28 protein-coding genes are annotated in these 25102 nt (G+C 68.3%); 8 read left to right on the forward strand and 20 right to left on the reverse strand.

Annotation, left to right across the window (positions count from 1 at the left end):
• Nucleotides 1–132 precede the first annotated feature (132 nt).
• Nucleotides 133–1416, reverse strand: a complete 1284-nt coding sequence (gene murA / locus AC07U4_RS09985; RefSeq protein WP_038664300.1) for a UDP-N-acetylglucosamine 1-carboxyvinyltransferase — start codon at nt 1414–1416, stop codon at nt 133–135.
• 160 nt (nt 1417–1576) lie between these two features.
• Here murA and AC07U4_RS09990 point away from each other — a divergent pair, with 160 nt between their 5' ends.
• Nucleotides 1577–2323: a Crp/Fnr family transcriptional regulator gene (locus AC07U4_RS09990; protein WP_495179544.1), complete on the forward strand. Its 747-nt coding sequence runs from the start codon at nt 1577–1579 to the stop codon at nt 2321–2323.
• A 24-nt stretch (nt 2324–2347) separates the two neighbouring features.
• Here AC07U4_RS09990 and clpS read toward each other — a convergent pair whose 3' ends face one another.
• The 3 genes from clpS to AC07U4_RS10005 all read right to left on the reverse strand — a co-directional run bounded on the left by clpS (nt 2348) and on the right by AC07U4_RS10005 (nt 5329).
• Nucleotides 2348–2671 (reverse strand): ATP-dependent Clp protease adapter ClpS, encoded by a 324-nt coding sequence (gene clpS / locus AC07U4_RS09995; protein ID WP_038664297.1) that lies wholly within the window; start codon nt 2669–2671, stop codon nt 2348–2350.
• A 129-nt stretch (nt 2672–2800) separates the two neighbouring features.
• The gene (locus AC07U4_RS10000; RefSeq protein WP_038664293.1) at nt 2801–3469 is read right to left on the reverse strand and encodes a phasin family protein; all 669 of its coding nucleotides are present in this window, start codon (nt 3467–3469) and stop codon (nt 2801–2803) included.
• Nucleotides 3470–3559: 90 nt separating this feature from the next.
• Nucleotides 3560–5329, reverse strand: coding sequence for a PHA/PHB synthase family protein (locus tag AC07U4_RS10005; RefSeq protein WP_495195327.1), 1770 nt, complete (start codon nt 5327–5329; stop codon nt 3560–3562).
• A gap of 118 nt (nt 5330–5447) precedes the next feature.
• Here AC07U4_RS10005 and AC07U4_RS10010 point away from each other — a divergent pair, with 118 nt between their 5' ends.
• Nucleotides 5448–6122 (forward strand): queuosine precursor transporter, encoded by a 675-nt coding sequence (locus AC07U4_RS10010; protein ID WP_038664288.1) that lies wholly within the window; start codon nt 5448–5450, stop codon nt 6120–6122.
• A 212-nt stretch (nt 6123–6334) separates the two neighbouring features.
• Here AC07U4_RS10010 and AC07U4_RS10015 read toward each other — a convergent pair whose 3' ends face one another.
• A complete protein-coding gene (locus AC07U4_RS10015) occupies nt 6335–6601 on the reverse strand; it encodes a DUF2312 domain-containing protein (protein ID WP_052075679.1) in 267 nt (88 codons plus the stop codon).
• 104 nt (nt 6602–6705) lie between these two features.
• A complete protein-coding gene (locus tag AC07U4_RS10020) occupies nt 6706–7095 on the reverse strand; it encodes a DUF1244 domain-containing protein (RefSeq protein ID WP_495195328.1) in 390 nt (129 codons plus the stop codon).
• 75 nt (nt 7096–7170) lie between these two features.
• Between AC07U4_RS10020 and pyk the strand changes: the two genes are divergently transcribed.
• Both pyk and AC07U4_RS10030 read left to right on the forward strand, forming a co-directional pair.
• The gene (gene pyk, locus AC07U4_RS10025; RefSeq protein WP_038664282.1) at nt 7171–8625 is read left to right on the forward strand and encodes a pyruvate kinase; all 1455 of its coding nucleotides are present in this window, start codon (nt 7171–7173) and stop codon (nt 8623–8625) included.
• A gap of 94 nt (nt 8626–8719) precedes the next feature.
• Entirely contained in the window at nt 8720–9739 is a 1020-nt protein-coding gene (locus tag AC07U4_RS10030) for a glycosyltransferase family 2 protein (RefSeq protein ID WP_495195329.1), read from the forward strand.
• Nucleotides 9740–9751: 12 nt separating this feature from the next.
• Here the strand turns inward: AC07U4_RS10030 and AC07U4_RS10035 are convergent, their stop codons facing one another.
• Both AC07U4_RS10035 and AC07U4_RS10040 read right to left on the reverse strand, forming a co-directional pair.
• The gene (locus AC07U4_RS10035) at nt 9752–10480 is read right to left on the reverse strand and encodes a class I SAM-dependent methyltransferase (protein WP_495195330.1); all 729 of its coding nucleotides are present in this window, start codon (nt 10478–10480) and stop codon (nt 9752–9754) included.
• A complete protein-coding gene (locus AC07U4_RS10040; protein WP_081974442.1) occupies nt 10480–10911 on the reverse strand; it encodes a GtrA family protein in 432 nt (143 codons plus the stop codon). The genes AC07U4_RS10035 and AC07U4_RS10040 overlap by 1 nt, the downstream gene beginning before the upstream one ends.
• Before the next feature lie 59 nt (nt 10912–10970).
• On the opposite strand from AC07U4_RS10040, the gene AC07U4_RS10045 reads away from it, so the two are divergent.
• A complete protein-coding gene (locus tag AC07U4_RS10045; protein WP_495195331.1) occupies nt 10971–12752 on the forward strand; it encodes an AcrB/AcrD/AcrF family protein in 1782 nt (593 codons plus the stop codon).
• An 87-nt stretch (nt 12753–12839) separates the two neighbouring features.
• Here the strand turns inward: AC07U4_RS10045 and AC07U4_RS10050 are convergent, their stop codons facing one another.
• The 11 genes from AC07U4_RS10050 to AC07U4_RS10100 all read right to left on the reverse strand — a co-directional run bounded on the left by AC07U4_RS10050 (nt 12840) and on the right by AC07U4_RS10100 (nt 19622).
• Entirely contained in the window at nt 12840–13460 is a 621-nt protein-coding gene (locus AC07U4_RS10050) for a MarC family protein (protein ID WP_038664271.1), read from the reverse strand.
• Nucleotides 13457–14323, reverse strand: a complete 867-nt coding sequence (gene folD, locus AC07U4_RS10055; RefSeq protein ID WP_495195332.1) for a bifunctional methylenetetrahydrofolate dehydrogenase/methenyltetrahydrofolate cyclohydrolase FolD — start codon at nt 14321–14323, stop codon at nt 13457–13459. The genes AC07U4_RS10050 and folD overlap by 4 nt, the downstream gene beginning before the upstream one ends.
• On the reverse strand, nt 14320–14622 hold the full coding sequence (locus AC07U4_RS10060) for a DUF167 domain-containing protein (RefSeq protein WP_322848373.1): 303 nt from the start codon (nt 14620–14622) through the stop codon (nt 14320–14322). The genes folD and AC07U4_RS10060 overlap by 4 nt, the downstream gene beginning before the upstream one ends.
• 10 nt (nt 14623–14632) lie before the next feature.
• A complete protein-coding gene (locus AC07U4_RS10065) occupies nt 14633–14944 on the reverse strand; it encodes a YggT family protein (protein WP_038664261.1) in 312 nt (103 codons plus the stop codon).
• Nucleotides 14945–15272: 328 nt separating this feature from the next.
• Entirely contained in the window at nt 15273–16298 is a 1026-nt protein-coding gene (gene ruvB / locus AC07U4_RS10070) for a Holliday junction branch migration DNA helicase RuvB (protein WP_495179536.1), read from the reverse strand.
• Nucleotides 16295–16510 carry a type II toxin-antitoxin system HicA family toxin gene (locus AC07U4_RS10075; protein WP_038664256.1) on the reverse strand — a complete coding sequence of 72 codons (216 nt, stop codon included), beginning with the start codon at nt 16508–16510 and terminating at the stop codon, nt 16295–16297. The genes ruvB and AC07U4_RS10075 overlap by 4 nt, the downstream gene beginning before the upstream one ends.
• A complete protein-coding gene (locus tag AC07U4_RS10080; RefSeq protein ID WP_495179535.1) occupies nt 16503–16709 on the reverse strand; it encodes a type II toxin-antitoxin system HicB family antitoxin in 207 nt (68 codons plus the stop codon). The genes AC07U4_RS10075 and AC07U4_RS10080 overlap by 8 nt, the downstream gene beginning before the upstream one ends.
• A gap of 319 nt (nt 16710–17028) precedes the next feature.
• Complete coding sequence (gene ruvA / locus AC07U4_RS10085; RefSeq protein ID WP_495195333.1) at nt 17029–17625, reverse strand: Holliday junction branch migration protein RuvA; 597 nt, start codon at nt 17623–17625, stop codon at nt 17029–17031.
• Nucleotides 17622–18128: a crossover junction endodeoxyribonuclease RuvC gene (ruvC, locus tag AC07U4_RS10090; RefSeq protein WP_038664248.1), complete on the reverse strand. Its 507-nt coding sequence runs from the start codon at nt 18126–18128 to the stop codon at nt 17622–17624. Before ruvC ends, ruvA begins: the two co-directional genes overlap by 4 nt.
• Nucleotides 18129–18309: 181 nt before the next feature.
• Complete coding sequence (locus tag AC07U4_RS10095) at nt 18310–19053, reverse strand: YebC/PmpR family DNA-binding transcriptional regulator (protein ID WP_038664245.1); 744 nt, start codon at nt 19051–19053, stop codon at nt 18310–18312.
• Nucleotides 19054–19082: 29 nt separating this feature from the next.
• On the reverse strand, nt 19083–19622 hold the full coding sequence (locus AC07U4_RS10100; RefSeq protein WP_038664242.1) for a DUF1003 domain-containing protein: 540 nt from the start codon (nt 19620–19622) through the stop codon (nt 19083–19085).
• Between the two features lie 114 nt (nt 19623–19736).
• Between AC07U4_RS10100 and AC07U4_RS10105 the strand changes: the two genes are divergently transcribed.
• Nucleotides 19737–21206 (forward strand): ATP-binding protein, encoded by a 1470-nt coding sequence (locus tag AC07U4_RS10105; RefSeq protein WP_137899498.1) that lies wholly within the window; start codon nt 19737–19739, stop codon nt 21204–21206.
• 178 nt (nt 21207–21384) lie between these two features.
• On the opposite strand, the gene AC07U4_RS10110 is transcribed toward AC07U4_RS10105, so the two are convergent.
• Nucleotides 21385–22317 (reverse strand): DUF808 domain-containing protein, encoded by a 933-nt coding sequence (locus AC07U4_RS10110; protein ID WP_495195334.1) that lies wholly within the window; start codon nt 22315–22317, stop codon nt 21385–21387.
• Between the two features lie 148 nt (nt 22318–22465).
• Between AC07U4_RS10110 and AC07U4_RS10115 the strand changes: the two genes are divergently transcribed.
• Both AC07U4_RS10115 and AC07U4_RS10120 read left to right on the forward strand, forming a co-directional pair.
• Complete coding sequence (locus AC07U4_RS10115) at nt 22466–24526, forward strand: S9 family peptidase (RefSeq protein ID WP_495195335.1); 2061 nt, start codon at nt 22466–22468, stop codon at nt 24524–24526.
• On the forward strand, nt 24523–25092 hold the full coding sequence (locus AC07U4_RS10120) for a DedA family protein (RefSeq protein WP_495195851.1): 570 nt from the start codon (nt 24523–24525) through the stop codon (nt 25090–25092). The genes AC07U4_RS10115 and AC07U4_RS10120 overlap by 4 nt, the downstream gene beginning before the upstream one ends.
• Nucleotides 25093–25102 lie beyond the last annotated feature (10 nt).

A 25102-nucleotide genomic window follows, 5' to 3' on the forward strand; every position in this document is an offset into this window, starting at 1 on the left:
GGGAGGTGGCGCGCCGAAGGCGTGACGGAGGGGGAGGATACGGCGAACGTCGCGTTTGCGGAGACGCCCCCTCCACCACCGGCCTGCGGCCGGCGGTCCCCCTCCCCCGCTTCGCGAGGGAGGAATTTGGGGTCACCCGTCGCTGGCGCGTTCGATGTCGGCGCCGACCGCGGAAAGCTTCTCCTCCAGCCGCTCGTAGCCGCGGTCGAGGTGGTAGACGCGCGCGACCGAGGTCTCGCCCTCCGCCGCCAGCCCGGCGAGGATCAGGCTCATCGACGCGCGCAGGTCGGTCGCCATCACCGGCGCGCCGACCAGCCGGTCGACGCCCTTGACCACCGCGGTACGGCCGTGGACCTGGATGTCGGCGCCCATCCGCGCCAGCTCGGGCACGTGCATGTAGCGGTTCTCGAAGATCGTCTCGGTCAGCACGCTGGCGCCCGACGCCTTGCACAGCATCGCCATGAACTGCGCCTGCATGTCGGTGGCGAAGCCCGGATAGGGCGCGGTCGACAATGTGATCGGGCCGAGCGGCGCATTCGCCTCGACCGACACGCCGTCGCGCGTCTCGGTCACCGTCACGCCCGCCTCGCGCAGCGCGTCGATCGTCGCCTGCATGTCGGCGGCATTGGCGCCGAGCAGCTCGAGCGAGCCGCCGGTGATCGCCGCGGCGCAGGCATAGCTGCCCGCCTCGATCCGGTCGGGCATCACTGCATAGGTCGCGCCGTGGAGGCGGTCGACACCCTCGATCTCCAGCGTCTCGGTGCCGATCCCCTCGATCCTCGCGCCCATCGCGACGAGGCAGTTGCACAGGTCGACGATCTCGGGCTCGCGCGCCGCATTCTCGATCACGCTGCTGCCCTTGGCCAGCACCGCCGCCATCACGACATTCTCGGTCGCGCCGACCGACACCACCGGGAAGCGATAGCGCCCGCCCGTCAGTCGCCCGCCCGGCGCGGTCGCCTTGACATAGCCCGCCGCCATTTCGAGCTCGGCGCCGATCGCCTCCAGTGCCTTGAGGTGCAGGTCGATCGGGCGATTGCCGATCGCGCAGCCGCCGGGCAGCGACACCGTCGCCTCGCCGGCGCGCGCCAGCACCGGGCCGAGCACCAGAATCGATGCGCGCATCTTGCGGACGATATCGTAGGGCGCCTCGGTCGAGGTGAGCTTGCCGGCGCGGATCGTCATCACCCGGCCGAAATCCTCCGGCCGCGTCCCCTCGATCCGCGTCGAGGCGCCCAATTGGTTGAGCAGATGCCCGAAACCGTCGACGTCGGCGAGCCGCGGCAGGTTGCGCAGCGTCAGCGGCTCGTCGGTAAGCAAGGCGCAGGGCATCAGCGTCAGCGCGGCGTTCTTGGCGCCCGAGATGCGCAGGCGGCCCGACAGGCGATTGCCGCCACGGATGAGGATACGGTCCATCCCCGTCGTCTAACGCGCCGCCGCGCCCGCGCAAGACGCGAATGCGGCGATGGACGATCGCACCCGCATAACCAACTTTAACCCGGCTTGTTGATTGATTTTAATGCACCGACTTGGGTTGCTGCTACCCAGAATCGATTAATTGGGGGATTTCAACAGCGTGACGACCAGTTGCCTCGCCGAGCGCCTCGGCGAACTGATCGACCTGTCGAACAATGAGAAGGCGGCCCTCGACAGCCTCGAACAGCGCGAACGGACGCTGCGCCGCGGCGCGGTGCTGCTGCGCGAACACGACAAATCCCCGGAGTTGTTCGTGGTCAAACGCGGCACGATGATGAGCTATGTCATCCTGCCCGACGGCAGCCGCCAGATCCTGCGGTTCCTGTTCCGCGGCGACCTGGTGGCGATGGCGGGGCTGGTCTATCGCAACTCGCCCGAAACGGTGATCGCACTCACCGAATGCGCCGTCGCGCCGGTCGAGCGGGCGGCGATCGGCACGCTCAGCGCCGATCATCCCCGACTCGCCGCGCTGCTGATCGCGGTCGACCAGATCGAACGCGTCGCGCTCACCGACCGGCTCGCCGGGCTCGGCCGCACCTCGGCCAAGGCGCGCGTCGCGGCGCTGCTGATCGACATCCGCAACCGGCTGCGCATCGTCGACGGCACCGCCGGCAATACCTTCCAGCTCGGGCTGACGCAGGAGGAGATCGGCGATGCCACCGGGCTCACCGCGGTGCACGTCAACCGCATGCTGCGCCAGTTGCAGGACGATGGGATGATCGCGCGCGACGGCGGCCGGATGACCTTCGTCGACGAAACCATGTTGGTGCGGACCGCGCATCACACCGCGCGCGACACCGCGCGCGCGGCGGGTCTCGACTTCAGCTGGCTGCCGGGCGCGCGATAACGGCGACGGCGGCCCGTCGGGCGTTTACGCCTTCTCCAGCGTACATTGCAGCGGATGCTGGTTCTGGCGGGCGAAGTCCATGACCTGCCCGACTTTGGTCTCGGCGACCTCGTAGGAGAACACGCCGCAGACACCGACGCCCTTCTGATGGACGTGCAGCATGACCCGCGTCGCCTCCTCCATGTTCATCCGGAAGAAGCGTTGCAGGCACAGGACGACGAATTCCATCGGCGTATAGTCGTCGTTGAGCATCAATACGCGGTACGGCGTTGGCTGCTTGGTCCGCGTCCGGGTCTTGGTGGCGAGGCCGGTGCCCTCATCCGTTCCATCGTCGCGGCGTTCGGCCATCGTGATCGCTTCAACTGTCATGGTGATCGCCGAAATATGGCACGCCGGGCGCGCGGAGCAAGGGCTTGGAACAGGAAAAGGGCGACCGCATCGCTGCGGCCGCCCCTTTGCTCTGGATCGAATGGACGTTTACGCCGCGACCTTCAGCTTCTCGGCGGCGAGCGCGACGCGGTTCGACAGCGGCTGCACGACTTCGCCGGCGAGCTTCAGCACCGCTTCGGCATTGTGAGAGCTGTGCTGGACGAGCGCGTCGAACGACGAGCGGACGTAATCCGAATGCAGCTTGAAGAATTCGGTCGGCGACTTGACCGAGGTCAGCGTCTTGGCGACCGTGGCGGCCTCCTCGAACGACTTCTTGGCATAAGCGGCGGCATCCTGGCCGAGCGTCTCGAGGCCGCGCGCGGCGATCTTCGACGATTCGACGAGCGCCTCGATATTGCCCTTGCCGAACTCGCTGGCCTCCTGGAGCAGCTTCTGGCTCTTGTCGACGGCACCCTTGGCGCGGTCGGTCGCATCGGTGAAGGCGGTCTGGGTCGTGGCGGTGACGTTCTCGATCGTTTCCATGGGAACTTCCTTTGCTGCGGGTGGGACAATCGGCGCGACCGCGACCGGGACGGCGGCGGGCACGACGGGAAGCGATGCGGTCGCCGGCTCGGGCGCACGCACCGCAGCCGGCTTCCTGCCGGTCGGCTTGATCTTGGAACGCTGGGACGGGGCGGCGGCGCTATCGGCGCCACGCGCGGCGCCGGCGCCACGGCGGGCGGGCGTGATCGGCGACTTCGGGACGGTATCGTCCATCGATCCTACTCCAGCTATTATGCTGCAACGCACAATAGTCGGTATCGCCCTCACTTTCAACTAAATTTGTTGCGGTGCAGCATGATAGCGTTACCGCGCGCGGACATAGTCTCCCGGTGCCTCGCCAAGCGCGGTCAGCGCCCCCGTGCCGGGCAGCCGTGCGTCCGCCGCGGCGACGGTGTCGCCGTCGATCGCGCGCAACCAGGCGAGCCAGTCCGGCCACCAGCTTCCCTTCGTCTCGGTCGCGCCGGCGACGAATTCGGCGAGGCTCTGGGCACCCGATTCGTTGGTCCAATATTGGTATTTGCCCGCCGCCGGCGGGTTCACCACGCCCGCGATATGCCCCGATCCGGCGAGCACGAAGCGCAGCGGCCCGCGCAGCAAATGGGTGATTCGCCAGACGCTGTCGGCCGGTGCGATATGATCCTCGCGCCCCGCCTGGACATAGGCCGGCGTCGTCACCCGGCGAAGATCGAGCGCCTCGCCCGCCACCGACATCGCGCCGGGCTGGACGAGCAGATTGTCGCGATACAGATCGGTCAGGTACGACAGATGCCATTTCGCCGGCAGGTTGGTGGTGTCGCCGTTCCAGTGAAGCAGGTCGAACGGGGTATAGTCGGACCCCAACAGATAATTGTTGGTGACGTAGTTCCAGATCAGGTCGCGCCCGCGCAACAGGTTGAACGTCGCGGCCATGTAGCGCCCGTCGAGGAAGCCCTGCGGCGACAAGGTGCCGATCAGCGCCAGTTGCTCGTCGGTGACGAAATGCTGCAATTCGCCGGCCTGCGCGAAATCGACCTGCGCGGTGAAGAAGGTCGCGCTGGCGACCTTGTCCGCCTCGTCGCGCGCGGCGAGCAGGGCCAGCGTCGCCGCCAGCGTCGTGCCGGCGACGCAATAGCCGATCGTATGCACCGCCGGCACGTCGAGCGCGGCGCGGATCGTGTCGACCGCGTCGACCTGCGCGGTGACGTAATCGTCCCACACCACGTCCTTCATCGACGCGTCCGCCGACTTCCACGACACCATGAAGACGGTGATGCCCTGTTCCACCGCCCAGCGGATGAAGCTCTTCTCGGGGGTCAGATCGAGGATGTAGAAGCGGTTGATCCACGGCGGGAAGATCACCAGCGGCGTCGTCATGACGCGGTCGGTGGTCGGCGTATATTGGATCAGCTCGTACAGCGGCGTGCGCTTGACCACCTTGCCCGGCGTCGTCGCCAGGTTGCGGCCGACCTCGAACGCGCCCTCGGACGTATGGGTGAGCTGGCCCTTCTGGATGTCGGCGAGCATGTTCCTGAGCCCGTCGAGCAGGTTCTGCCCCTTGGTCGCGATCGTCTTCTCGACCACCTCGGGGTTGGTCAGCGGGAAGTTGGACGGGCTCATCGCCTCGACCAGCCCGCGCGCGGCGAAGCGCAACTGCTCCTTCTGCCGCTCGGGCACGCCGTCGAGCGCGTCGACGCCGCGCAGCATATGGTCGGCGATCAGATTGTAGCTGCGGCGGATCCAGTCGAACCAGGGATCGTCGCGCCACGCCGCCGCCGTGAAACGCTTATCGCGCGCGTCGCCGTCCGATTGCGGCGGCGGCGGCACCGCCGCGGCGGGATCGACGAAGCGCTGCCACAGCGCCAGATTGTCGCGCCAGTAATCCTGCGTCTGGCGGACCAGCGCGGGATTGACGAGCGGGGAGGGCGCCGCGTCGGGCAGCGCGCCGCCCGCCGTCATCAGGCCCAGGCCCTGCTCCATCATCATCTGCTGCGCGCGGCCCATCACCCAGGTCCAATGCTGGAGCTCGGCGAGATCGGGCGCGCCGGGGGCGGCATCCTGTGCGTGGGCGGTCTGGTCGTCGTGCGGATCGGCCATGGCATCCTCTTCTCCGCGGGCGACGTTACCCGTCGCGCGCCTGCGTGGGAATGGCTATCCGCACCGGCCGCCCCGCGCGCGGTTTGCAGGCCGGGCGAAAGCCGCTAGCGTCGCGGCGATGGACACTCCGGTTCGCGCTATCCCGCGCTCGCTCTTCGCTTTCTCGATCTTCTACGGCGGCATGGTCTGCATCGCCGGCGTGCTCGGCAACAAACAGGTCGCGCTCGGCCCGCTGTCGGCGCTGGGGCCGCTTGTCGGGCTCGGCCCGCTCGCGGTGGAGGCGGGCATCTTCGCCTTCCTGCTGCTCGTCGTCGTGTCGAGCGCGATCGCCGAACTGCACGGCGGCGACACCGCGACGCGGCTGGTGCGGATCGGCTTCGCGCCGCTGATCGTGTCGATCCTGCTGTCGGTGGTGGTGCTGTCGGTGCCCGCCGCCGCGGACATGGACCCGGCGCGGCGCGACGCCTTCACGCTGATGATGGGCGGCACGCCGCGCATCTGGCTCGGCGGCATCGTCGCCTACGGCATCTCGCAGACGCTCAACGTGACGATCTTCGCCGCGCTGAAAGGGCGCGAGGGGAGCGGGCTGCTCTGGCTGCGCGCCGGCATCGCCAGCGTGCTCAGCCAGATCGTCGACACCTTGCTGTTCGTGACGATCGCCTTCGCCGGCGTCTTCCCGATCGGCGAGCTGCTGCTCGGCCAGATGATCGCCAAGGTGCTGCTGTCGGCGATTCTGGTGCCGCCGCTGATCTATCTGTTCGTCGGATTGGGCCGGCGGCTCGACCGGGGGTGATTCGCCGATGGCCAGTGCCCCATCAAGGCTCGCCACTGCGCCATTCGAAACCCGTCACCCCGGACTGGTTCCGGGGTCCACGGGGCCACAGGCGCGCGCTCACGGCTCCGGCCATTCTCCTCGCCGCAGGGTAGACCCCGGAACGAGTCCGGGGTGACGGCGTGGGTGGGAGAAAAGGTGCGGCCACACGCCGCTATCTCCGCACCCAGCGATCAGATCATTCCGAGCGCCTGCATGTACACCTCGAGGATCGCCTCCTCCTCCTGATATTCTTCCTTCTTCTTCTTGCGGATCGAGAGGATCTTGCGGATCGCCTTGGGGTCGTAGCCGCGGCCCTTGGCCTCGGCCATCACGTCCTTGATGTCGTCGGCGATGCCCTTCTTCTCTTCCTCGAGCCGCTCGGCGCGCTCGATCAGGAGGCGCAGCTCGTCCGCCGCGACCTGGCCGCCGCCCATGCCGTCTTGCCGTTCTTCCGCCATTGTCCCACCCCGCCGCAGGCGCCCTGCGGCCCTCATATGATTCGCTGAAAGGATACCGGTCACGACCGGTAGGGGCGGGCGTCTAGGCGCTTAGCCCGCCGGGCTCAACCCCGGCCGGGCTCGGTCATCGCGGGCGGATCGCTCGCCGGGAAACTCTCGTCAAGCGCCTCGTCCAGCGCATCCTCCTGCGCGGCGTCGCGGCCCTCGTTGCGCTTGAGGCTTTCCTCCATGCGGGCGAGCTGTTCGGGCGTCGCATCGCTCTGGTAGCGCGCCTTCCACTCGGCCTGCGGCATGCCGTAGATCGTCTCGCGCGCCTCGGCCTTGCTCAGGCCGCCGGCCTCCTCGATCCAGTCGGACAGGCAGTTGCGGCAGAATCCCGACAGGCCCATCAGGTCGACGTTCTGCGCATCGGTGCGATGGCGCAGGTGGCGGACGAGGCGGCGGAACGCCGCCGCGGCGACGGCGTCGGGCAGCGCGGCGAGTTTGTCGGTCATGAAAACCTTTCGGAAGTTGATCGGTCCTAGATAGGGGCTAGAGGGGAGCGCGGCCATTCCCCAGGAGCCCTTTCTATGACGACTGCCATTGCGCCCCGCGCGCGAAAGGTTCGCGTGCTGGCGACATTAGGTCCGGCAAGCAACACCCCCGAGATGATCGCGACGCTGTTCCAGGCGGGCGCGGACGCCTTCCGCGTCAACATGAGCCACGGCGACCAGCAGTCCAAGGTCGCGGTGATCCAGGCGATCCGCGCGCTCGAACAGGAATTCAACCGCCCGACGACAATCCTCGCCGATCTGCAGGGCCCGAAGCTGCGAGTCGGCAAGTTCGAGGGCGGGCGCACCGTGCTCGAACACGGCAGCACCTTCGTGCTCGACCGCGATCCGACGCCGGGCGACGCCACCCGCGTCGAGCTGCCGCACAAGGAGATCTTCGCCGCGATCGAACCGGGCGCGCGCCTGCTGCTCGACGACGGCAAGCTGGTGCTGCGCGTCACCGACCATGACGCCGACCGGATCGAGACATTGGTCGAGGTCGGCGGCGCGCTGTCGAACAACAAGGGGCTCAACGTCCCCGACGTCGTGCTGCCGATGGCGGCGCTGACCGAGAAGGACCGCAGCGACCTCGCCTTCGCGGTCGAACAGGGCGTCGACTGGATCGCGCTCTCCTTCGTGCAGCGGCCCGAGGATCTCGCCGAGGCGCGCAAGCTGATCGGCGGCAAGGCGGCCCTGCTCGCCAAGATCGAGAAGCCCGCGGCGATCGACCGGCTCGAGGAGATCGTCGAGATGTGCGACGGCGTGATGGTCGCGCGCGGCGATCTCGGCGTCGAACTGCCGCCGCAGACCGTGCCGCCGTTGCAGAAGCGCATCGTCGAGACCTCGCGCCGGCTCGGCCGCCCGGTCGTCGTCGCGACGCAGATGCTCGAATCGATGATCCAGAGCCCGTCGCCGACCCGCGCCGAAGTGTCCGACGTCGCCACCGCGATCTACGACGGTGCCGACGCGATCATGCTGTCGGCGGAAAGCGCGGCGGGCGCGTGGCCGGTCGAATCGGTCGCGATGATGAATTCGATCGGCGTCTCGGTCGAAAGCGATCCGATGCACGGCGATCGCGTCCATTTCACCGTGACGCGCCCCGACCCGACCACCGCCGACGCTTTGTCGGAAGCCGCCAAGCAGATCGCCAAGACCACGTCGGCGACCGCGATCATCTGCTTCACCACCTCGGGCTCGACCGCGCGCCGCATCGCGCGCGAGCGGCCCTCGGTGCCGATCCTCGTGCTCACCCCGAGCAAGGAGACCGCGCGCCGGCTCGGCCTGCTGTGGGGGACGCATGCGGTGCACACCCGCGACGTCGAATCGTTCGAGGACATGGTCGGCAAGGCGAAGCGCATGGCGCTGCGCACCGGCATCGCGCAGGCGGGCGACCGGGTGATCGTGATGGCCGGCGTGCCGTTCCGGACGCCGGGGTCGACCAACGTGCTCCACGTCGTCCGCATCATCGGCGACGAGCTCAAGGACTATAGCTGAGCATCGCGTCGTAGGCGCCGCGTGGCGCCTACGACCATGCGCCGCCACGTTACGTATGGATGACGGGCGTGTGAGCCGCTAAGGACGGGGCGTCATGTACCGTCCCGCCCTGTCCGTCGTCATCCCGTGCTACAACGAGGCCGCGTGCCTGGACCTGCTGCACGCGCGGGTCGCGGCGGCGGCCCGCGCCGCGGTTGGCGACGATCACGAGATCGTCCTCATCAACGACGGCAGCCGCGACGACAGCTGGGCGGTGATGCAGCGGCTCAGCGAACAGGACCCGCGGCTGGTCGCGATCAACCTGTCGCGCAACCACGGCCACCAACTGGCGCTGACCGCCGGGCTCGATCTGTGTTCGGGCGAACAGATCCTCATCATCGACGCCGATCTCCAGGACCCGCCCGAACTGCTCACCGACATGCGCGCGACGATGAGCGCTGAGGGCGCCGACGTCGTCTATGCGGTGCGCCGCAAGCGCGAGGGCGAGACGATCTTCAAGAAGGCGACCGCCGCGGCTTTCTACCGCGTGCTCGACCGCGTCACCGACACGCCGATCCCGCTCGACACCGGCGATTTCCGGCTGATGAGCCGCCGCGCGCTCGACGCCTTGCTGTCGCTGCCCGAACAGGCGCGCTTCATTCGCGGCATGGTGGCATGGGTCGGCTTCCGTCAGGTGCCGTTTCCCTACGATCGCGCCGAGCGCCATGCCGGCGAGACCAATTATCCGCTCGGCAAGATGGTGCGGCTCGCCTTCGACGCGGTCACCGGTTTCTCGACCGCGCCGCTGCGTTTCGCCAGCCACGCCTCGGTGATCCTCGCCGGCGCGTCGCTGCTGCTGCTCTTCTATATCCTGTGGGGCTTTTTCGAAGGCTCGCCGGTACAGGGCTGGACCTCGACGATGCTCGTCGTCACCGTGCTGTCGGCGGCACAGATGTTCGTCCTCGGCATGATCGGCGAATATCTCGGCCGGCTCTATATCGAATCGAAGCGGCGGCCGCTCTATCTGGTCGCCGACATCGCCGGCCCGGTAAAGGGCCGCTCGACGCTCGGCTTCAACGCCGCCGAACCCTCGCCCGAGTTCGAGATGCCGGACGAACGACGGGCGGCCGAATAGCCGCCCTTCGGGTCAGTTCGGCTCCGCCAGCGTCACGATCGACACGCCCGGCGTCAGCGGCACGCGGCCGACCGCGTGGCGTTCGAGCCGGAAGATCTTCTCGAACAATGCGTTGAGCGGCTTGGCGGGGGGCGAATCGTCGCTGTCGTCGCGGCCCGTCAGTCGCCCGGCGATCCGCGCCGCCGCGGCGAGCGGGAACAGCAGCGAATTGAAATAGGTGAGCTTGCGCGGCGCGAGCCCCGCCGCCGCGATCGCCTTGACCAGCGACGCCTTGGAATAGCGGCGATGGTGGTGGTTCACGACGTCGTGCGCGCTCCACAGCCATTGGTGCGCCGGCACCGCGATCAGGATCTTGCCGCCCGGCCTGAGCAGGCTCGCCATCCCCTTCAGCGCCGCGACATCGTCCTCGATATGCTCAACCACGTCGAGCACCGCGACGAGGTCGTACGATCCGCGCGCGACGCCGGGCAGGTCGGGCAGCGGCGCATCGCCGACCGGGCGGCCGAGCCGCTCGCTGGCGATCGCGCGCGCGGCGGGATCGATCTCGATCGCATCGACCTCGCCGAAGCTCGCCAGCATCGGCAGATTGTGGCCGGTGCCGCAGCCGATCTCGAGGATGCGCGCGTCCTTGGACAAGGCGCCGTAGCGGGTCAGATAGTCGCTGAGGATGTCGCGTCGCGCGCGATACCACCAATGGGTGGAATCATGCGCGGCCATACGGTCGTAGACGATGCGATCCATTAAGCGAACACCAGCCAGCGATTGAGGATGAAGGTGACGATCGTCGCCAGCGCCACCGCGGGCAACAGCGGCGCCCAGGCGGGCAGACCGAAATGCGCGGTGCCGATCCAGGTGACGATCGCGTTGAGCGCCATGCCGGTCGCCTGCACGCCGACAAACTGCGCCTGCTGCCAGCCGCCACGGCGACGCGTGCCATGGCCCTTGAAGCTCCAGCGGCTGTGCAGGAAGAAGCCCGCGGTGACCGCGACGGCGAAGGCGAACGGCACGGCGTAGACCGCATGCTCGCGCGGGAAGACCCAGGCGGTCAGCGGCAGATAGACCGCCGAATAGATCAGCGTCGAGATGCCCCCGGCGATACCGAAGCGGATCATCTGCCCCAGCATGCCGCTGTCGCGTATCGCCGCAAGTCGTGCCGGTGCTTCCCTCGCCATCCGCTCCGCCCTAAAGCCATTGCTCCGGGAACGAAACGGCCAAAACGAAAGTCGCTCAGTTGAACATAGCTCCCCGCGGTCGGCTGGACGACGCGCTCGCCCGGCACTGGATCGCGCTCACCCTCGTCACCTGGCTCGGGGTGATGGTCTGGTACGTCTGGAACGACTGGAACCTGATCCGCTGGCTGTCGCTCGGCGACACCGACGACAATATGCGGCTGATGCAGGTGCGCGCCTGGCTCGCCGGGCAGGATTGGTACGATCTGCGCAACTACCGGCTCAATCCGCCGGTCGGCTTCGACATCCACTGGAGCCGCATCGTCGATCTGCCGATCGCCGGGCTGATCCTGTTCTTCCGCCTGTTCACCAGCAATTTCTGGGCGGAGCGGCTGGCGTGCGGGATCGCGCCGCTGCTGCCGCTCTCGATCGCGATGCTCGGCGTCGCGGCGACGGTGCGGCGGCTGATCGATCCGCGCGCGTGGCCGCTGGCGTTGCTGTTCCTGCTCGGCACCTCGGCGACGATGCTGATGTTTCTGCCCGAGCGGATCGACCATCACGGCTGGCAGCTCGCGATGCTCAGCCTCACCGTCGCCGGCCTGTGCGATGCCAAAGGCGCGCGCGGCGGGCTGATGGTCGGGCTGGCAAGCGCGGTCAGTCTCGCGATCGGGCTCGAGATGCTGCCCTATTGCGCGATGGCGGGCGCGATCCTCGCGCTGCGCTGGGTGTGGGACCGCGGCGAGGCGCGGCGGTTGCAGGCCTATGCGCTCAGCCTCGGCGGCGGCAGCGCGATCGGCTTCGCGGCGTTCGCCTCGACCGCGAATTACGCGATGCGCTGCGACGCGCTGACCCCGGTGTGGCTCAGCGTCACCGTCGCGGCGGGGGCTTTGCTGTTCCTGCTGGCGTGGCTCAACCCGACGTCGCGGGGGCTGCGCATCGGCCTCGCGGTGGCGGCGGGGGCGGGAATCGCGGCGGGGTTCGTCCATTTCTTCCCGCAATGCCTCGGTCGGCCCGAGGGGGTCTCGCCCGAGCTCCAGAAGAACTGGCTGAACAACGTCCGCGAGGCGAAGCCGATCTACAAACATCCGTTCCGCCTCGGCTTTCCGATCGCGGCGCTGCCGATCGTCGGCGTCGTCGGCGTGATCCTCGGCACGTGGCGGGCGCGGCGCTCGCCGGCGCTGATCGGCTGGAGCGCGGTGGCATTGTTCGTCACCTTCGCCTGCCTGATGCTGCTGTGGCAGGTGCGCGCCGGGCCGGCGGCGCAGCTGCTCGCGGTGCCGGGCGCGACCTTGCTCGGCTGGATCGTGCTGCCGTGGCTGCTCGAACATCGCTCGTGGCCGGTGCGGATCGGCGGCACGGTGGCGGCGTTCCTGATCGTCTCGGGCCTGTTCGCCGGACTGATCATCAAATATCTGCCGGTCGACGTCCCCAACGCCTATACCAAGCGGGTCAACCGTTCGACCGGGAGCTGCGTGCGCTATACGGTGCTGAAGGCGCTCGACCGCTATCCGGCGCAGACGATCTTCACCTTCGTCGACCTCGGGCCGCGGCTGATCACGGTGACGCATCACGACGCGATCGCGGGGCCGTATCACCGCAACGGCGCCGCGATCCTCGACGTCCAGCATGCCTTCGGCGGAAGTGCGGATCAGGCGCATGCAATCATCAGGCGCCACGGCGCGACGATGCTGATGCTCTGCCCGAACCATTCGGAATCGACCAACTATCGCGCGCGCAATCCGGGCGGCTTCTACGACCAGCTCGCGCATGGCGAGGTGCCGGCATGGCTGACGCCATTGCCGCTGCCGGCCAATTCGCCGCTGCGCTTGTTCAAGGTGGATTGAGCCGGGAGGGCGCCGTGTCCTCCCCCGCCAGGGGGAGGTGGCAGCGCGAAGCGCTGACGGAGGGGGAGGAAAGGGGGACGCCCGCGGTTACCGCAAACTCACCTGCAACCCATCCATCACGAACTGTACCGCCAGCGCCGCGAGCAGCACGCCGAGCAGCCGCGTGATCACCGCCTCGATCCGCGCGCCGAGCAGCCGCATCAGCGGCCCCGCCGCGAGCAGCGCCACCAGCGTCAGCAGCAGGATCACCCCCATCGCCGCGAGCACGACCAAGGTCGCCTCGATGCCGTTGGTGCGCGCGACGAGCAGCATCACCGAGGCGATCGAGCCCGGTCCGGCGATCATCGGCATCGCCATCGGGAAGATCGAGACGTCGTCCGCCTCGGGATCGTGCGCCACCTTGGCGGCGCGATCCTCGCGGCGCTGCGTGCGCTTCTCGAACACCATTTCGAGCGCGATCAGGAACAGCATGATGCCGCCGGCGATGCGGAAGCTCGCCAGGCTGATGCCCAGCCCCTTGAGCAGCGCCTCGCCCGCCAGCGCGAAGACGAGCAGGATCACCGTCGCGACGCCGACCGCACGGATCGCCATCGCGCGCCGCTGCACCGGCGAGGCGCCCGCCGACAGGCCGGCGTAGATCGGCGCGCAGCCGAGCGGATCGATGATGACGAAGAAGGTGATCAGCGTCGAGACGAACAGCTCGATCACAGGGCAGCCTCGACACCATCGCGGCGGCACGCCGAGACATAGGTGTTGCGGATCAGGCAGGCGATCGTCATCGGCCCGACGCCGCCCGGCACCGGCGTGATCGCGCCCGCCACCGCGCTGGCCGTGGCGAAGTCGACGTCGCCGACCAGCCCGTCGTCGGTGCGGTTGATGCCGACGTCGATCACGCTCGCGCCCGGCTTGATCCAATCGCCCTGGATGAAGCGCGGGATACCGACCGCGGCGACGACGATATCCGCCCTGCGCAGATGCGCGGCGACGTCGCGCGTGCGGCTGTGGACGATCGTGACGGTGCAGCTCTGCTGGAGCAGCAATTGTGCCATCGGCTTGCCGACGATGTTCGACCGGCCGACCACCACCGCCTCTATCCCCGACAGATTAGGGTGGATGTCCTTCAGCAGCATCAGGCAGCCGAGCGGCGTGCACGGCACGAAGCCTTCCGCGCCGATCGCGAGCCGGCCGGCGTTGACCGGGTGGAAGCCGTCGACGTCCTTGTCGGGATCGATCGCGAGCAGCACCGCTTCCGCATCGATATGCGCCGGCAGCGGCAATTGGACGAGTATGCCGTCGACCGCGGGATCGGCGTTGAGCTGCGCGACCAGCGCCAGCAACGTCGCGGCATCGGTGTCGGCGGGCAGGCGATGCTCGAAGCTCGCCATGCCGGCGTCGCGCGTCGCCTTGCCCTTGTTGCGGACATAGACCGCCGAGGCGGGGTCCTCGCCGACTAGGACGACGGCGAGGCCGGGGGCGCGGCCGGTGGCCTCGCGGAAGGACGCGACATGGGCGGCGACGCGGGTGCGCAGGGCAAGGGCATGCGCCTTGCCGTCGATGATCGTGGCGGTCATGCCGCGGTCTCATAAAGCGCGGCGGCGATTTTCGCCAGCGCGGCGGCGTCGCCGGCGACGTGCAACCGCTTCAATCGCGCGGTATCGCCGCCGACCAGCGTGACGGCGCGCTTCGGAACGCCGAAGGTGCTGGCGACCAGCGCGATCAGCGCAGCATTGGCCTTGCCGTCGACCGGCGCGGCGGCGAGCCGCGCGGCGAGATGCTCTTCGGTGCCGGCGGCGATCGCATCGCGCCCGCCGCGCGGCGTCACCCGGATCGCGACGAGCAGACCGTCGTCGCGGATCGTCCAGGCCGGCATCGGCGGCGGATCAGACCGCGCCGTTGACCAGCAGGCTGGTCGCGATGTTCGGCAGGATGACGCTGTCGAGGATGCGGATGATGATCAGGACCACCAGCGGCGCGAGGTCGATGCCGCTGATGTTGGGCAGGATCCGGCGCAGCGGCCGGTAGAGCGGCTCGGTCAGCCGATCGAGGCCGTAATGCAGCTGGCTGACGAAATTGTTCGAGGTGTTGATGACGTTGAACACGATCAGCAGCGACAGCACGAACTGGATCATGATGATCCACCACAGCACGTTCAGCAGCACCTGGATGATCTGGATGAGGGTAAGCGCGATCACGCGAGGCTCCGGGATAAGAATGTGGCGGTCGATCTAGCCTGTCCGGGGCGCGGCGAACAGCGTTTGTAGGGGGAACGCTCTCCAGACCGCAGTGCGGTGGAACATGCGCGTTCATTTTGGCCTCGCGCCATCCACGCTTACTCCGTCACCCCGGACTCGTTCCGGGGTCCGCTCTGCGGCGAGGAGAAAGGTTGGAGGCTCAGGCCGATGAGATGCGGCCCGGTGGACCCCGGAACGAGTACGGGGTGACGGGATTTCCAAAGGGTTCGCCGCGATCCTCATGAGCCATCTCCGCGCGCCAGCCTGCCCCGGGGCCGACACCGGATCATCAGGGAACGTCGAACAGGCCGTCCTGCGATCCGGCGGGCGGGTTGAGGCCGAGGTGCTTCCAGCCGCCCGCATTGAGCACGCGCCCGCGCGCGGTGCGCGCGACGAGGCCGAGCTGGATCAGATAGGGCTCGATCACCTCCTCGATCGTGTCGCGCGGCTCGCTGAGCCCGGCGGCGAGCGTCTCGACGCCCACCGGCCCGCCGCGATAGATGTCGGCGATCATGTGCAGATAGCGCCGGTCCATCGCGTCGAGCCCGAGCGAATCGACCTCGAGCCGGTTGAGTGCGCGATCCGCGGCGGCGCGGTCGACGGTCGGCGTGCCGGCGACATTGGCGAAGTCGCGCACCCGGCGCAGCAGCCGCCCGGCGATGCGCGGCGTACCGCGCGCGCGCCGCGCGATCTCGCTCGCGCCATCGGGGGCGATGCCGAGGTCGAGCAGCCCGGCGGCGCGGGTGACGACGCGGGTCAGTTCCTCGACCGTGTAGAATTGCAGCCGCACCGGAATGCCGAACCGGTCGCGCAGCGGCGTGGTCAGCAGCCCCTGCCGCGTCGTCGCGCCGACCAGCGTGAACTTGGGCAGGTCGATCCGCACGCTGCGCGCCGACGGCCCCTCGCCGATCATCAGGTCGAGCGCGCGATCCTCCATCGCCGGATACAGCACCTCTTCCACCGCGGGTTGCAGGCGGTGGATCTCGTCGATGAACAGCACGTCGCCGTCCTCGAGATTGGTGAGCAAGGCGGCGAGATCGCCCGATTTGGCGATCACCGGGCCGGAGGTGGCGCGGAAGCCGACGCCCATCTCGCGCGCGATGATCTGCGCCAGCGTCGTCTTGCCGAGCCCCGGCGGCCCGAAGAACAACACGTGATCGAGCGCATCGCCGCGCCCGCGCGCCGCCTCGATGAACACGCGCAGATTCTCGCGCGCCGCCTGCTGTCCGACGAACTCATCGAGACTGCGCGGACGAAGCGCCGCATCGACGTCCTCGGGACGGCGGCTGGCGGAGAGGAGACGGTCGTCGGTCAATGGGCTGCCAACAATTCGTCGATCGTCACGCCGGCCTGACGGAGCAGGCCTGCCAGCGTGCCGGTCTTCACGGCCTTGTGGAGGGGAACGACGCAGCCGACATCGCCGCGACGCAGGACGACATGACTGCCGCGCTGCCTCACCTGTTCGAAACCCAGTCGTTCCAGCATCCGGATGATCTCCGCACCCGACAAGATCGGCAGCTTAGGCATGCACCGCGACATCGAAGGTGGTGACAAATGGCGCTGCACGCGTCGCCATCGGGAATTCCTCGAGATACAGTTCGACGGCCTCCCGCAGATTGGCGAGCGCCTCGTCGAGCGTCTCGCCCTGCGTGGCGGTGCCGGTTTCGGGGTTAAAGGCGGTAAAGCCCCCCTCGTCGGCATGGCTCAGAATTGCGGTCACGTGCATGCAAGCCTCCTCGGGAATATTTCGTTGCTAGCTCGCCCCTGCATGCCGCGCCAGCGTGACCACCTGGCCGCCCCGCCTTGCTCGACGACACCGGTCCGGATCGTCGATCGGCTCGCCACCGATCGGACGGGGGCTGTCGATCGATGACAGCTGAAGCCGCTTCCTTCGTCGATCGACGCCTTCACCCGTACCGCGTCGGCATCATGGCCGACCCGGCAGATATCGATTCATCGCGTGGTCTTCGTCGGCAAGGAGACGTGAAGCTGCGTCATGTTCCCGATATAGTCCCGTTTCGCCAGAGCGTCCAGCAATGCGGCGACTACTTCGCCGCCTTGCGCAGCGCCAGCCGCACCAAAGCGTCGAGCGTCGCGCCCGTTCCAAGGTCCTCCTCCGCCGCGCCGACCGCGCTCGCCGCCTCGGCGGGGCGGAAGCCGAGGTTGAGCAGCGCCGACACCGCGTCCGCCGCCGCGCCGACCGGCATCACCTGCGCCGCCGCCGCCGGGCCGAGCGCGACCGTCCCGACCTTGTCCTTGAGTTCGCGCACGATCCGCTCGGCGAGCTTCGGCCCGACGCCATTGGCGCGCGCCACCATCGCCTTGTCCTGCGCCGACACGGCGCGCGCGATCTCCGCCGTGTCGAGCGCCGACAGGATCGCCAGCGCGACGCGCGAGCCCACGCCCTGCACCCCCGTGAGCAGCCGGAACCAATCGCGCTCCTCGGCGCGTGCGAAGCCGACGAGGCGGATCGAATCCTCGCTGACCAGCATCTCGGTATGCAGCATCGCCGCCTCGCCGACCGGGCCGATCGCCGCCAGCGTCCGCGCCGAGGCGCCAATGAGGTAGCCGACGCCGCCGACGTCGATCACCGCATGATCGATCCCGGTCGATTCGAGCCGGCCTTTGAGATGCGCGATCATGCCGTCACCCTTGCCCGCCGCGCCATGCCCTGCGCCGAGGCGAGATGGTGCGCATGCGTGATCGCCACCGCCAGCGCGTCCGCCGCATCGGGGCCGGCGAGCTTGGCGCCGGGCAGCAGCACCGCCATCATCGCCTGGATCTGCCGTTTCTCGGCGCCGCCGGTGCCGACCACCGCCTTCTTGACGGTCGAGGGATGATATTCGCCGATATGCAGCCCGTTGCCCGCCGCGGCGAGCAGCACGACGCCGCGCGCCTGCCCCAGCTTGAGCGTCGACTGCGCATTGGTGTTGCCGAGCACCTCCTCGACCGCGGCGCCATCGGGCCGTTCGGTGAGGATCACGTCGATCAGCGCCGCATGCAGGTTCGACAGACGCCGCGGCAGCGGCATCGACGGATCGGTGCGGATCTGCCCGTTGGCGATGTGCGACAGCCGGTTGCCATCGGCATGGATGACGCCCCAGCCGGTCGTGCCGAGCCCGGGATCGAGGCCGAGAATGATCAGCGTGACGCTCCGGGAGCAGGGATAGTGATCGAGACCACATTGTTCGGATTCGGGATCATCAACATGATGGCTCCGCTAGTGATTCCGGCCAGCCCCCAGGCATATGCCCGCCGACGAAGGTCGCCGACGCCCCGCGCGAAACAATATATCGCGGCAGCGAGGCCCAGCCAGAGCCAAGGGTTCAACCCAGCTTCTCCATCACCTCGTCGGAAACTTCGTAATTGCCCCAGACGGTCTGCACGTCGTCGTCGTCGTCGAGCGTGTCGATCAGCTTGAACAGCGTCGCCGCATCGCCCTCGTCGACCGCCACCATCGTCTGCGGCCGCCACGCGAGCTTGGCACCCTCGGGCTCGCCGAGTACCGGCTCCAGCGCCTTGGCGACCTCGTGCAGGTCGCCGACCGCGGTCCAGATCTCGTGGCCGTCCTCGGACGAGGAAACGTCCTCGGCCCCCGCCTCGAGTGCCGCCTCGAACACCTTCTCGGCATCGCCGGCGCTCGCCGGATAGTTGATCAGGCCGACGCGGTCGAAGGCATGGCTCACCGAGCCGCTCGCGCCGAGGTTGCCGCCGTTCTTGGCGACCGCGGTGCGCACGTTGGTCGCGGTTCGGTTGCGATTGTCGGTCAGCGCCTCGATGATCAGCGACACGCCGCCCGGGCCGAAGCCCTCGTAGCGGATCTCCTCGTAGCTCTCGGTATCGCTGCGGCTCGCCTTGTCGATCGAGCGCTGGATATTGTCCTTGGGCATCGACTGCGCCTTGGCGGCGTTGACCGCGGCACGCAGCCGCGGGTTCATGTCGGGGTCGGGCATCCCCATTTTCGCCGCCACGGTGATTTCGCGGCTGAGCTTGGAGAACATGCCCGAGCGCTTCTTATCCTGCGCGCCCTTGCGGTGCATGATGTTCTTGAACTTGGAATGGCCTGCCATGACTGCCTCTAGCGAATAATCCTGTGCCTTTAGGCGGTGGGTACGCTTTTCGCCAGAGCGTCGATCTTCGCCTCCAGCGCGGCGAGCCGGTCGAGCACGATCCCGTCGAGCTTCTCGTGCAGCCGCAATATGTCGAGCTCCGCGCGCAAATTGGTCTCGTAATCGAGGCTGGCGGCGAGCCGGTCCTTCGCCGCCTGGCGGTTCTGGCTCATCATGATCACCGGCGCCTGGATCGCGGCGAGCGTCGACAGCATCAGGTTGAGGAAGATGTAGGGATAGGGATCGAACGCCATGCCGAAATGCGCGAGCACGTCGGTGTTGAGCAGCATCCAGCCGAGCAGCACGACGGTGAAGGCGATGATGAACCCCCACGATCCGCCCACCGCCGCGACGCGGTCGGCAAGCCGGTCGCCGAGGCTCGAGCGCGCATCCGCCTCGTCGGCGGCGTCGCGGCTGACGATCGTGCCGGAATCGATCGAATCGAGGACGCGCCGCTCCTCGGGGTCGAGCGCATGCGCGGGTTTGCGCAGCAGGCGCTGGGCGAGATCGGCGAGGGGGAGCTGTGCCATCGGGAGCGTCCTTGGTCGGGGCGGGCGGCGGTGGCGTACCGGACGCGTCGCCGGGCGGCAACCGGACGCAAACCGCTTGCCCCCGCCCCCCCGGATACGCCAAACGCGCAACCAATGACCGTCAGCGTAGACATGGGCAGCGACGACCGCGGCGCGCCCGTGACCATGGACCTCGAAGAACTGCTCGCCACCCGTCTGCTCGTCCAGGGCAATTCGGGGTCGGGCAAGTCGCATCTGCTGCGCCGCCTGCTCGAAGGCTCGGCGGGGCAGGTGCAGCAGGTGGTGATCGATCCCGAGGGCGATTTCGTCACGCTCGCCGGGCCGTACGGCCATGTCGTGATCGAGGCGGCGGATTATTCGGTGCCCGAGATCGCGCGCATCGCCACCCGGCTGCGCGAGCACCGCGCCTCGGTGGTGCTCAGCCTTGAGGGGCTGGAGGCGGAAGGACAGATGCGCTGCGCCGCCGCCTTCCTGTCGGCCTTGTTCGATGCGCCGCGGGAGCATTGGTATCCGGCGCTGGTCGTCGTCGACGAGGCGCAATTGTTCGCGCCGGTGACGGGCGGCGAGGTCGCCGAGGAGGTGCGTCGCGCGTCGCTGTCGGCGATGACCAATCTGATGTGCCGCGGCCGCAAGCGCGGTCTTGCCGGGGTGATCGCGACGCAGCGGCTCGCCAAGCTCGCCAAGAACGTCGCGGCGGAGGCGAGCAACTTCCTGATGGGGCGCACCTTCCTCGACATCGACATGGCGCGCGCCGCCGATCTGCTCGGCATGGAGCGGCGCCAGGCCGACGTGATCCGCGATCTCGCGCGCGGCACCTTCCTCGCGCTCGGGCCGGCGGTGTCGCGGCGGCCGATCACGGTGAAGATCGGCCAGGTCGCCACCTCGGCGCGCAGCGGCAGCCCCAAGCTGACCCCGTTGCCGAGCGCGCCGGCGGAGAACCTCCAGCAACTGATCTTCGCGCCGCCACCCGATGCGGCGCCGCAACTGCCGATGGCGTTCGACTCGCGCCCGCGCCGGGTGCCGGCGGACGAATTGCTCGACACGATCGAGCGGCCGGCGTCGCAGCAGACGACATTGGCGCCGCTTCCCGACAAATCGGACGAGGAGGTCGAGGGCATCTATGCGGGCGTGCTGGAGGCGATCGTCGCCGATCGCGATTCGGCACTGCGCCCGCCCTCGGTGCTGTTCCAGGATTTCCAGGTGCGCTGCCGCATGGCGGGCCTCGCCAAGCCGCCGCTCGACCTGCCCGGCTTCACCCGCCGGCTGTCGGCGGCGCGCGCGGGGATCTTCGACGTCACCGACCCGCAATGGGCCGAGGCGATGGAGCTCGCCTATTCGCTGCCCGACGACATGATCGGCGCCTTCCTGCTGGTCGCCCGTGCCGCGAAGGGCGGCGAGCCGTGTCCGTCGGATACGGCGCTGGCGGAGACCTATGGCACGAGCTCGCTGGGGCGGGTGCGGCGGCTGATCGGCTATATCGAGAGCCGCGAGCTGTTCGTCGCGCGGGTCGACCTGTCAGGCAAACGCTCGATCACGATCCCGCGATTGGGCTGGACCACCGCAGCGAGCGAGGCGACCTCCTGAATCGGAATGACGTATCCCAATGCATTCCGTCACCCCGGACTTGTTCCGGGGTCCACTCTGCGGCGAGGGGATCGGCTTGAGCCTCGATCCATGCCCTTGTGGGCCGGTGGACCCCGGAACGAGTCCGGGGTGACGGGACGTTTTTGGCAGGCAGTCGGGCCCTGATAAGGCGCGCCCCTCAATGCCCCTTGCGCGGCAGCAGGTGCAGCAACCCGACGATCGCGCCGCCGACGATCAGCCCGACGATCCCCGATCCCACCGCGGTCACCAGCCAGTTCACCACCCCCGGCAGCACGCCGACCGCATGCGCCGCGCCCTCGGCGGCGGCGTGGAGCGCATGCGGCAACCCGGTCACGCCGAACGCCTCCAGCCCGTGGACGATGATCCCGCCGCCGACCCAGACCATCGCCGCGGTGCCGATCAGCGACAGCGCCTTCAGCACCACCGGCATCGCCGCGACCAGCCCGCGCCCGAACGCCTGCGATCCCGCGCCCTGCTTCTGCGCGAGGTGCAGGCCGATATCGTCCATCTTCACGATCAGCGCGACGACGCCATAGACGCCGACCGTGATCGCGATCCCCACCAGCGCCAGCGCGATTCCCTGATTGACCAGCGACTGCCCGTTCAGCTCGCCCAAGGCGATCGCCATGATCTCGCCCGACAGGATCAGGTCGGTACGGATCGCGCCCGACACCTGCCGGTCCTCCAGCGCCTTGGGATCGGTCTCGACCGCGGCATCGTCGCCATGGCCGTGGCCGGTCAGCGCGCCGACGATCTTCTCCGCCGCCTCGAAGCACAGATAGGCGCCGCCGAGCATCAGGATCGGCGTGATCGCCCAGGGCGCGAGCGCGCTCAGCACCAATGCCGCGGGCAGCAGGAACAGCAATTTGTTCTTGAGCGACCCCAGCGCGATCTTGCCGATGATCGGCAGTTCGCGCGCCGGGCTCAGTCCGACGACATAGGTCGGCGTCACCGCGGTATCGTCGATGACGACGCCCGCCGCCTTCGCCCCCGCCTTGCCCGCCGCGCCGGCGACGTCGTCGAGGCTGGCGGCGGCGAGCTTCGCCATCGCCGCGATATCGTCGAGCAGCGCAACCAATCCGCCGGCCATGTCCCATGTCCCCCAATCGTCCGGGGAGCAGCCATGGCGGCGCGGCCGGAACGGTTCAATGGTCGAGGTGTTTCCGCTTTGTTGCTCGACCGTCCGATTGCATGGGGAAGGGCATGACGGCCCCCGATCGCGCAGCTAAGGCATAGGAATGACCGATATCACGCCGCCCGTCGCCGACCGGCGCCCGCACCGCTTCACCACGCACGGCATTACCCTCGAGGATTCCTATGCCTGGCTGAAGGATCCGAACTATCCCGAGGTGACCGACCCCGACGTGCTCGCCTATCTCGCGGCGGAAAATGCCTATTTCGAAAGCGTGATGGCGCCGCACCAGCCGCTGGTCGACCGATTGTACGAAGAGATGAAGGCGCGCATCAAGGAGGACGAATCCTCGGTGCCGCAGAAGGACGGCGACTGGCTCTACTGGACCGCCTACGAGACCGGCGGCCAGTATCGCAAATGGTGGCGCAAGCCCGTCGCGGGTGGTCCCGACGAACTGCTGCTCGACGAACCCGCACTCGCCGAGGGCAAGGAATATTTCCGGCTCGGTGCCTTTGCGGTCAGCAACGACGGCCGCCATCTCGCCTACGCCATCGACGACAGCGGCGCCGAACGGTTCGAGGTGCGCGTCAAGGATCTCGCCACCGGCGAGCATCTGCCCGAGGTGATCCCCGGCATGCTCTCCGACATCGTCTGGACCAGCGACGATGCCGGCTTCCTCTACGGCCTCGCCAACGAGCAATGGCGCACCGACAATGCCCGTTTCCACCGGCTCGGCACGCCGGTGAGCGACGACGTCGAGCTGTTCCGCGAGGCGGACGAGGGCTATCGCGTCGCGGTCGCCGAGACGAGCGATCGCCAGTGGCTGGTGATCGGCACCGGCAACCATGTCACCAGCGAGGTACGGCTGCTCCCGGCGCACGACCCGCTGGCGACGCCGATCCTCGTCGCCCCCCGCAAGGAGGGGCGCGAATATGACGTCGACGCGCATGACGGCACGCTCTTCATCCACACCAACGACACCGACCCGATGTGGCGGCTGTGCACCGCCAGCATCGACGCGCCGGGCGAGTGGCACGAGCTGATCCCCGCCGACGCGCATTTCTACATGACCGGCGTCGAATGCTATCGCGACTTCTTCGTCGTCGAGGGACGACTGGACGGCCTCGATCAGATCGCGATCCATCGCTACGACGCGCCGACCGAACCGCAGCGCATCGCCTTTCCCGAAGCCAGCTATGCCGCGGGCCTCGGCGACAATCCCGAATATGCCGTCGACACATTGCGGCTCGGTTATGAATCGATGGTCACGCCCGGCACCGTCTACGATTACGATGTCGCCACCGGCGCGCTCGAAGTGCTGAAGGTACAGGAGATCCCGGCCGGCTATGACGCCGCGGGCTATCGCACCGAACGGCTCAGGATCGCCGCACGCGACGGCACCGAGATCCCGGTGTCGATCGTCTATCCCGCGGGGTTCGAGCGCGACGGGTCGCAGCCATTGTTCCTCTATGCCTATGGCGCCTACGGCTATGCGATCCCGCCCGGCTTCTCGACCGGGCGGCTGTCGCTGCTCGACCGCGGCTTTGCTTATGCGATCGCGCATATCCGCGGCGGCGACGATCTCGGCCAGCAATGGTATCACGACGGCAAGCTCGACAAGCGCACCAACACGTTCAACGATTTCGTCGACGTGGCGAAGGGGCTGATCGACGCCGGCTGGACCAAAGCCGGCCGCATCGCCACCGCCGGCCGCTCCGCGGGCGGCGAGCTGATGGGCGCGATCGTCAATTCCGATCCCGAACTGTGGGGCGCGGTGATCGCCGACGTGCCGTTCGTCGACGTGCTCAACACGATGCTCGACGCCGATCTGCCGCTGACCCCGGGCGAATGGCCCGAATGGGGCAATCCGATCGAGGATAAGGCGGCGTTCGAGCTGATCCGCAGCTACAGCCCGTACGACAATGTCGTCGCGCAAGGATATCCGCCGATGTTCATCTCGGGCGGGCTCAACGATCCGCGCGTGACCTATTGGGAGCCGGCGAAATGGGCGGCGAAGCTGCGCGCCACCAAGACCGACGATAACGTCCTGCTGCTCAAGACCAATATGGGCGCGGGCCATGGCGGTAAGTCGGGCCGGTTCGAATCGCTGCGCGAGGCCGCCGAGGAGCACGCCTTCGTCCTCTGGCAGCTCGGGATCGACCGCTGAGCATCGAGACGCTCATCGCCCAATATGGGCTTGCCGCGGTATTCCTCGGCGCGGGGATCGAGGGCGAGACGATGGTGCTCGCCGGCGGCCTGTTCGCGCATGAGGGGTTGCTGTCGCTGCCGGGCGCGATGATCGCCGCGGCGACCGGCTCGTTCGTCGCCGATCAGGCGTTCTTCGCGGCGGGCCGGCGTTTCCGCGACCATCGCTGGGTGCAGCGCGCCCAGTCGAAGCCCGCCTTCGCCAAGGCGCTCGACACGCTCGAACGCTATCCGATCGGCTTCATCTTTATCTTCCGCTTCCTCTACGGATTGCGCACCGTCAGCCCGATCGCGATCGGCACCACCCACGTGCCGACACGCACCTTCCTGTGGATCAACGCGATCGCCGCGGCGGTCTGGGCGGTGCTGTTCACCAGCCTCGGCTATGTCTTCGGCACCGGCATCGCCGAATTGCTCGGCCGCTATCGCCCGCATGGCCGGCAATGGCTGTGGGTGGCGCTGGCGGCGGTGGTGCTCGGCACGCTGTTCGCCGCCTTCCGCTGGTGGCGTCGGCGGCGGCAGCGGTGAGGGGGCAGCG

This window comes from Sphingomonas sp. GW821-FHT02B09 (assembly GCF_059421875.1).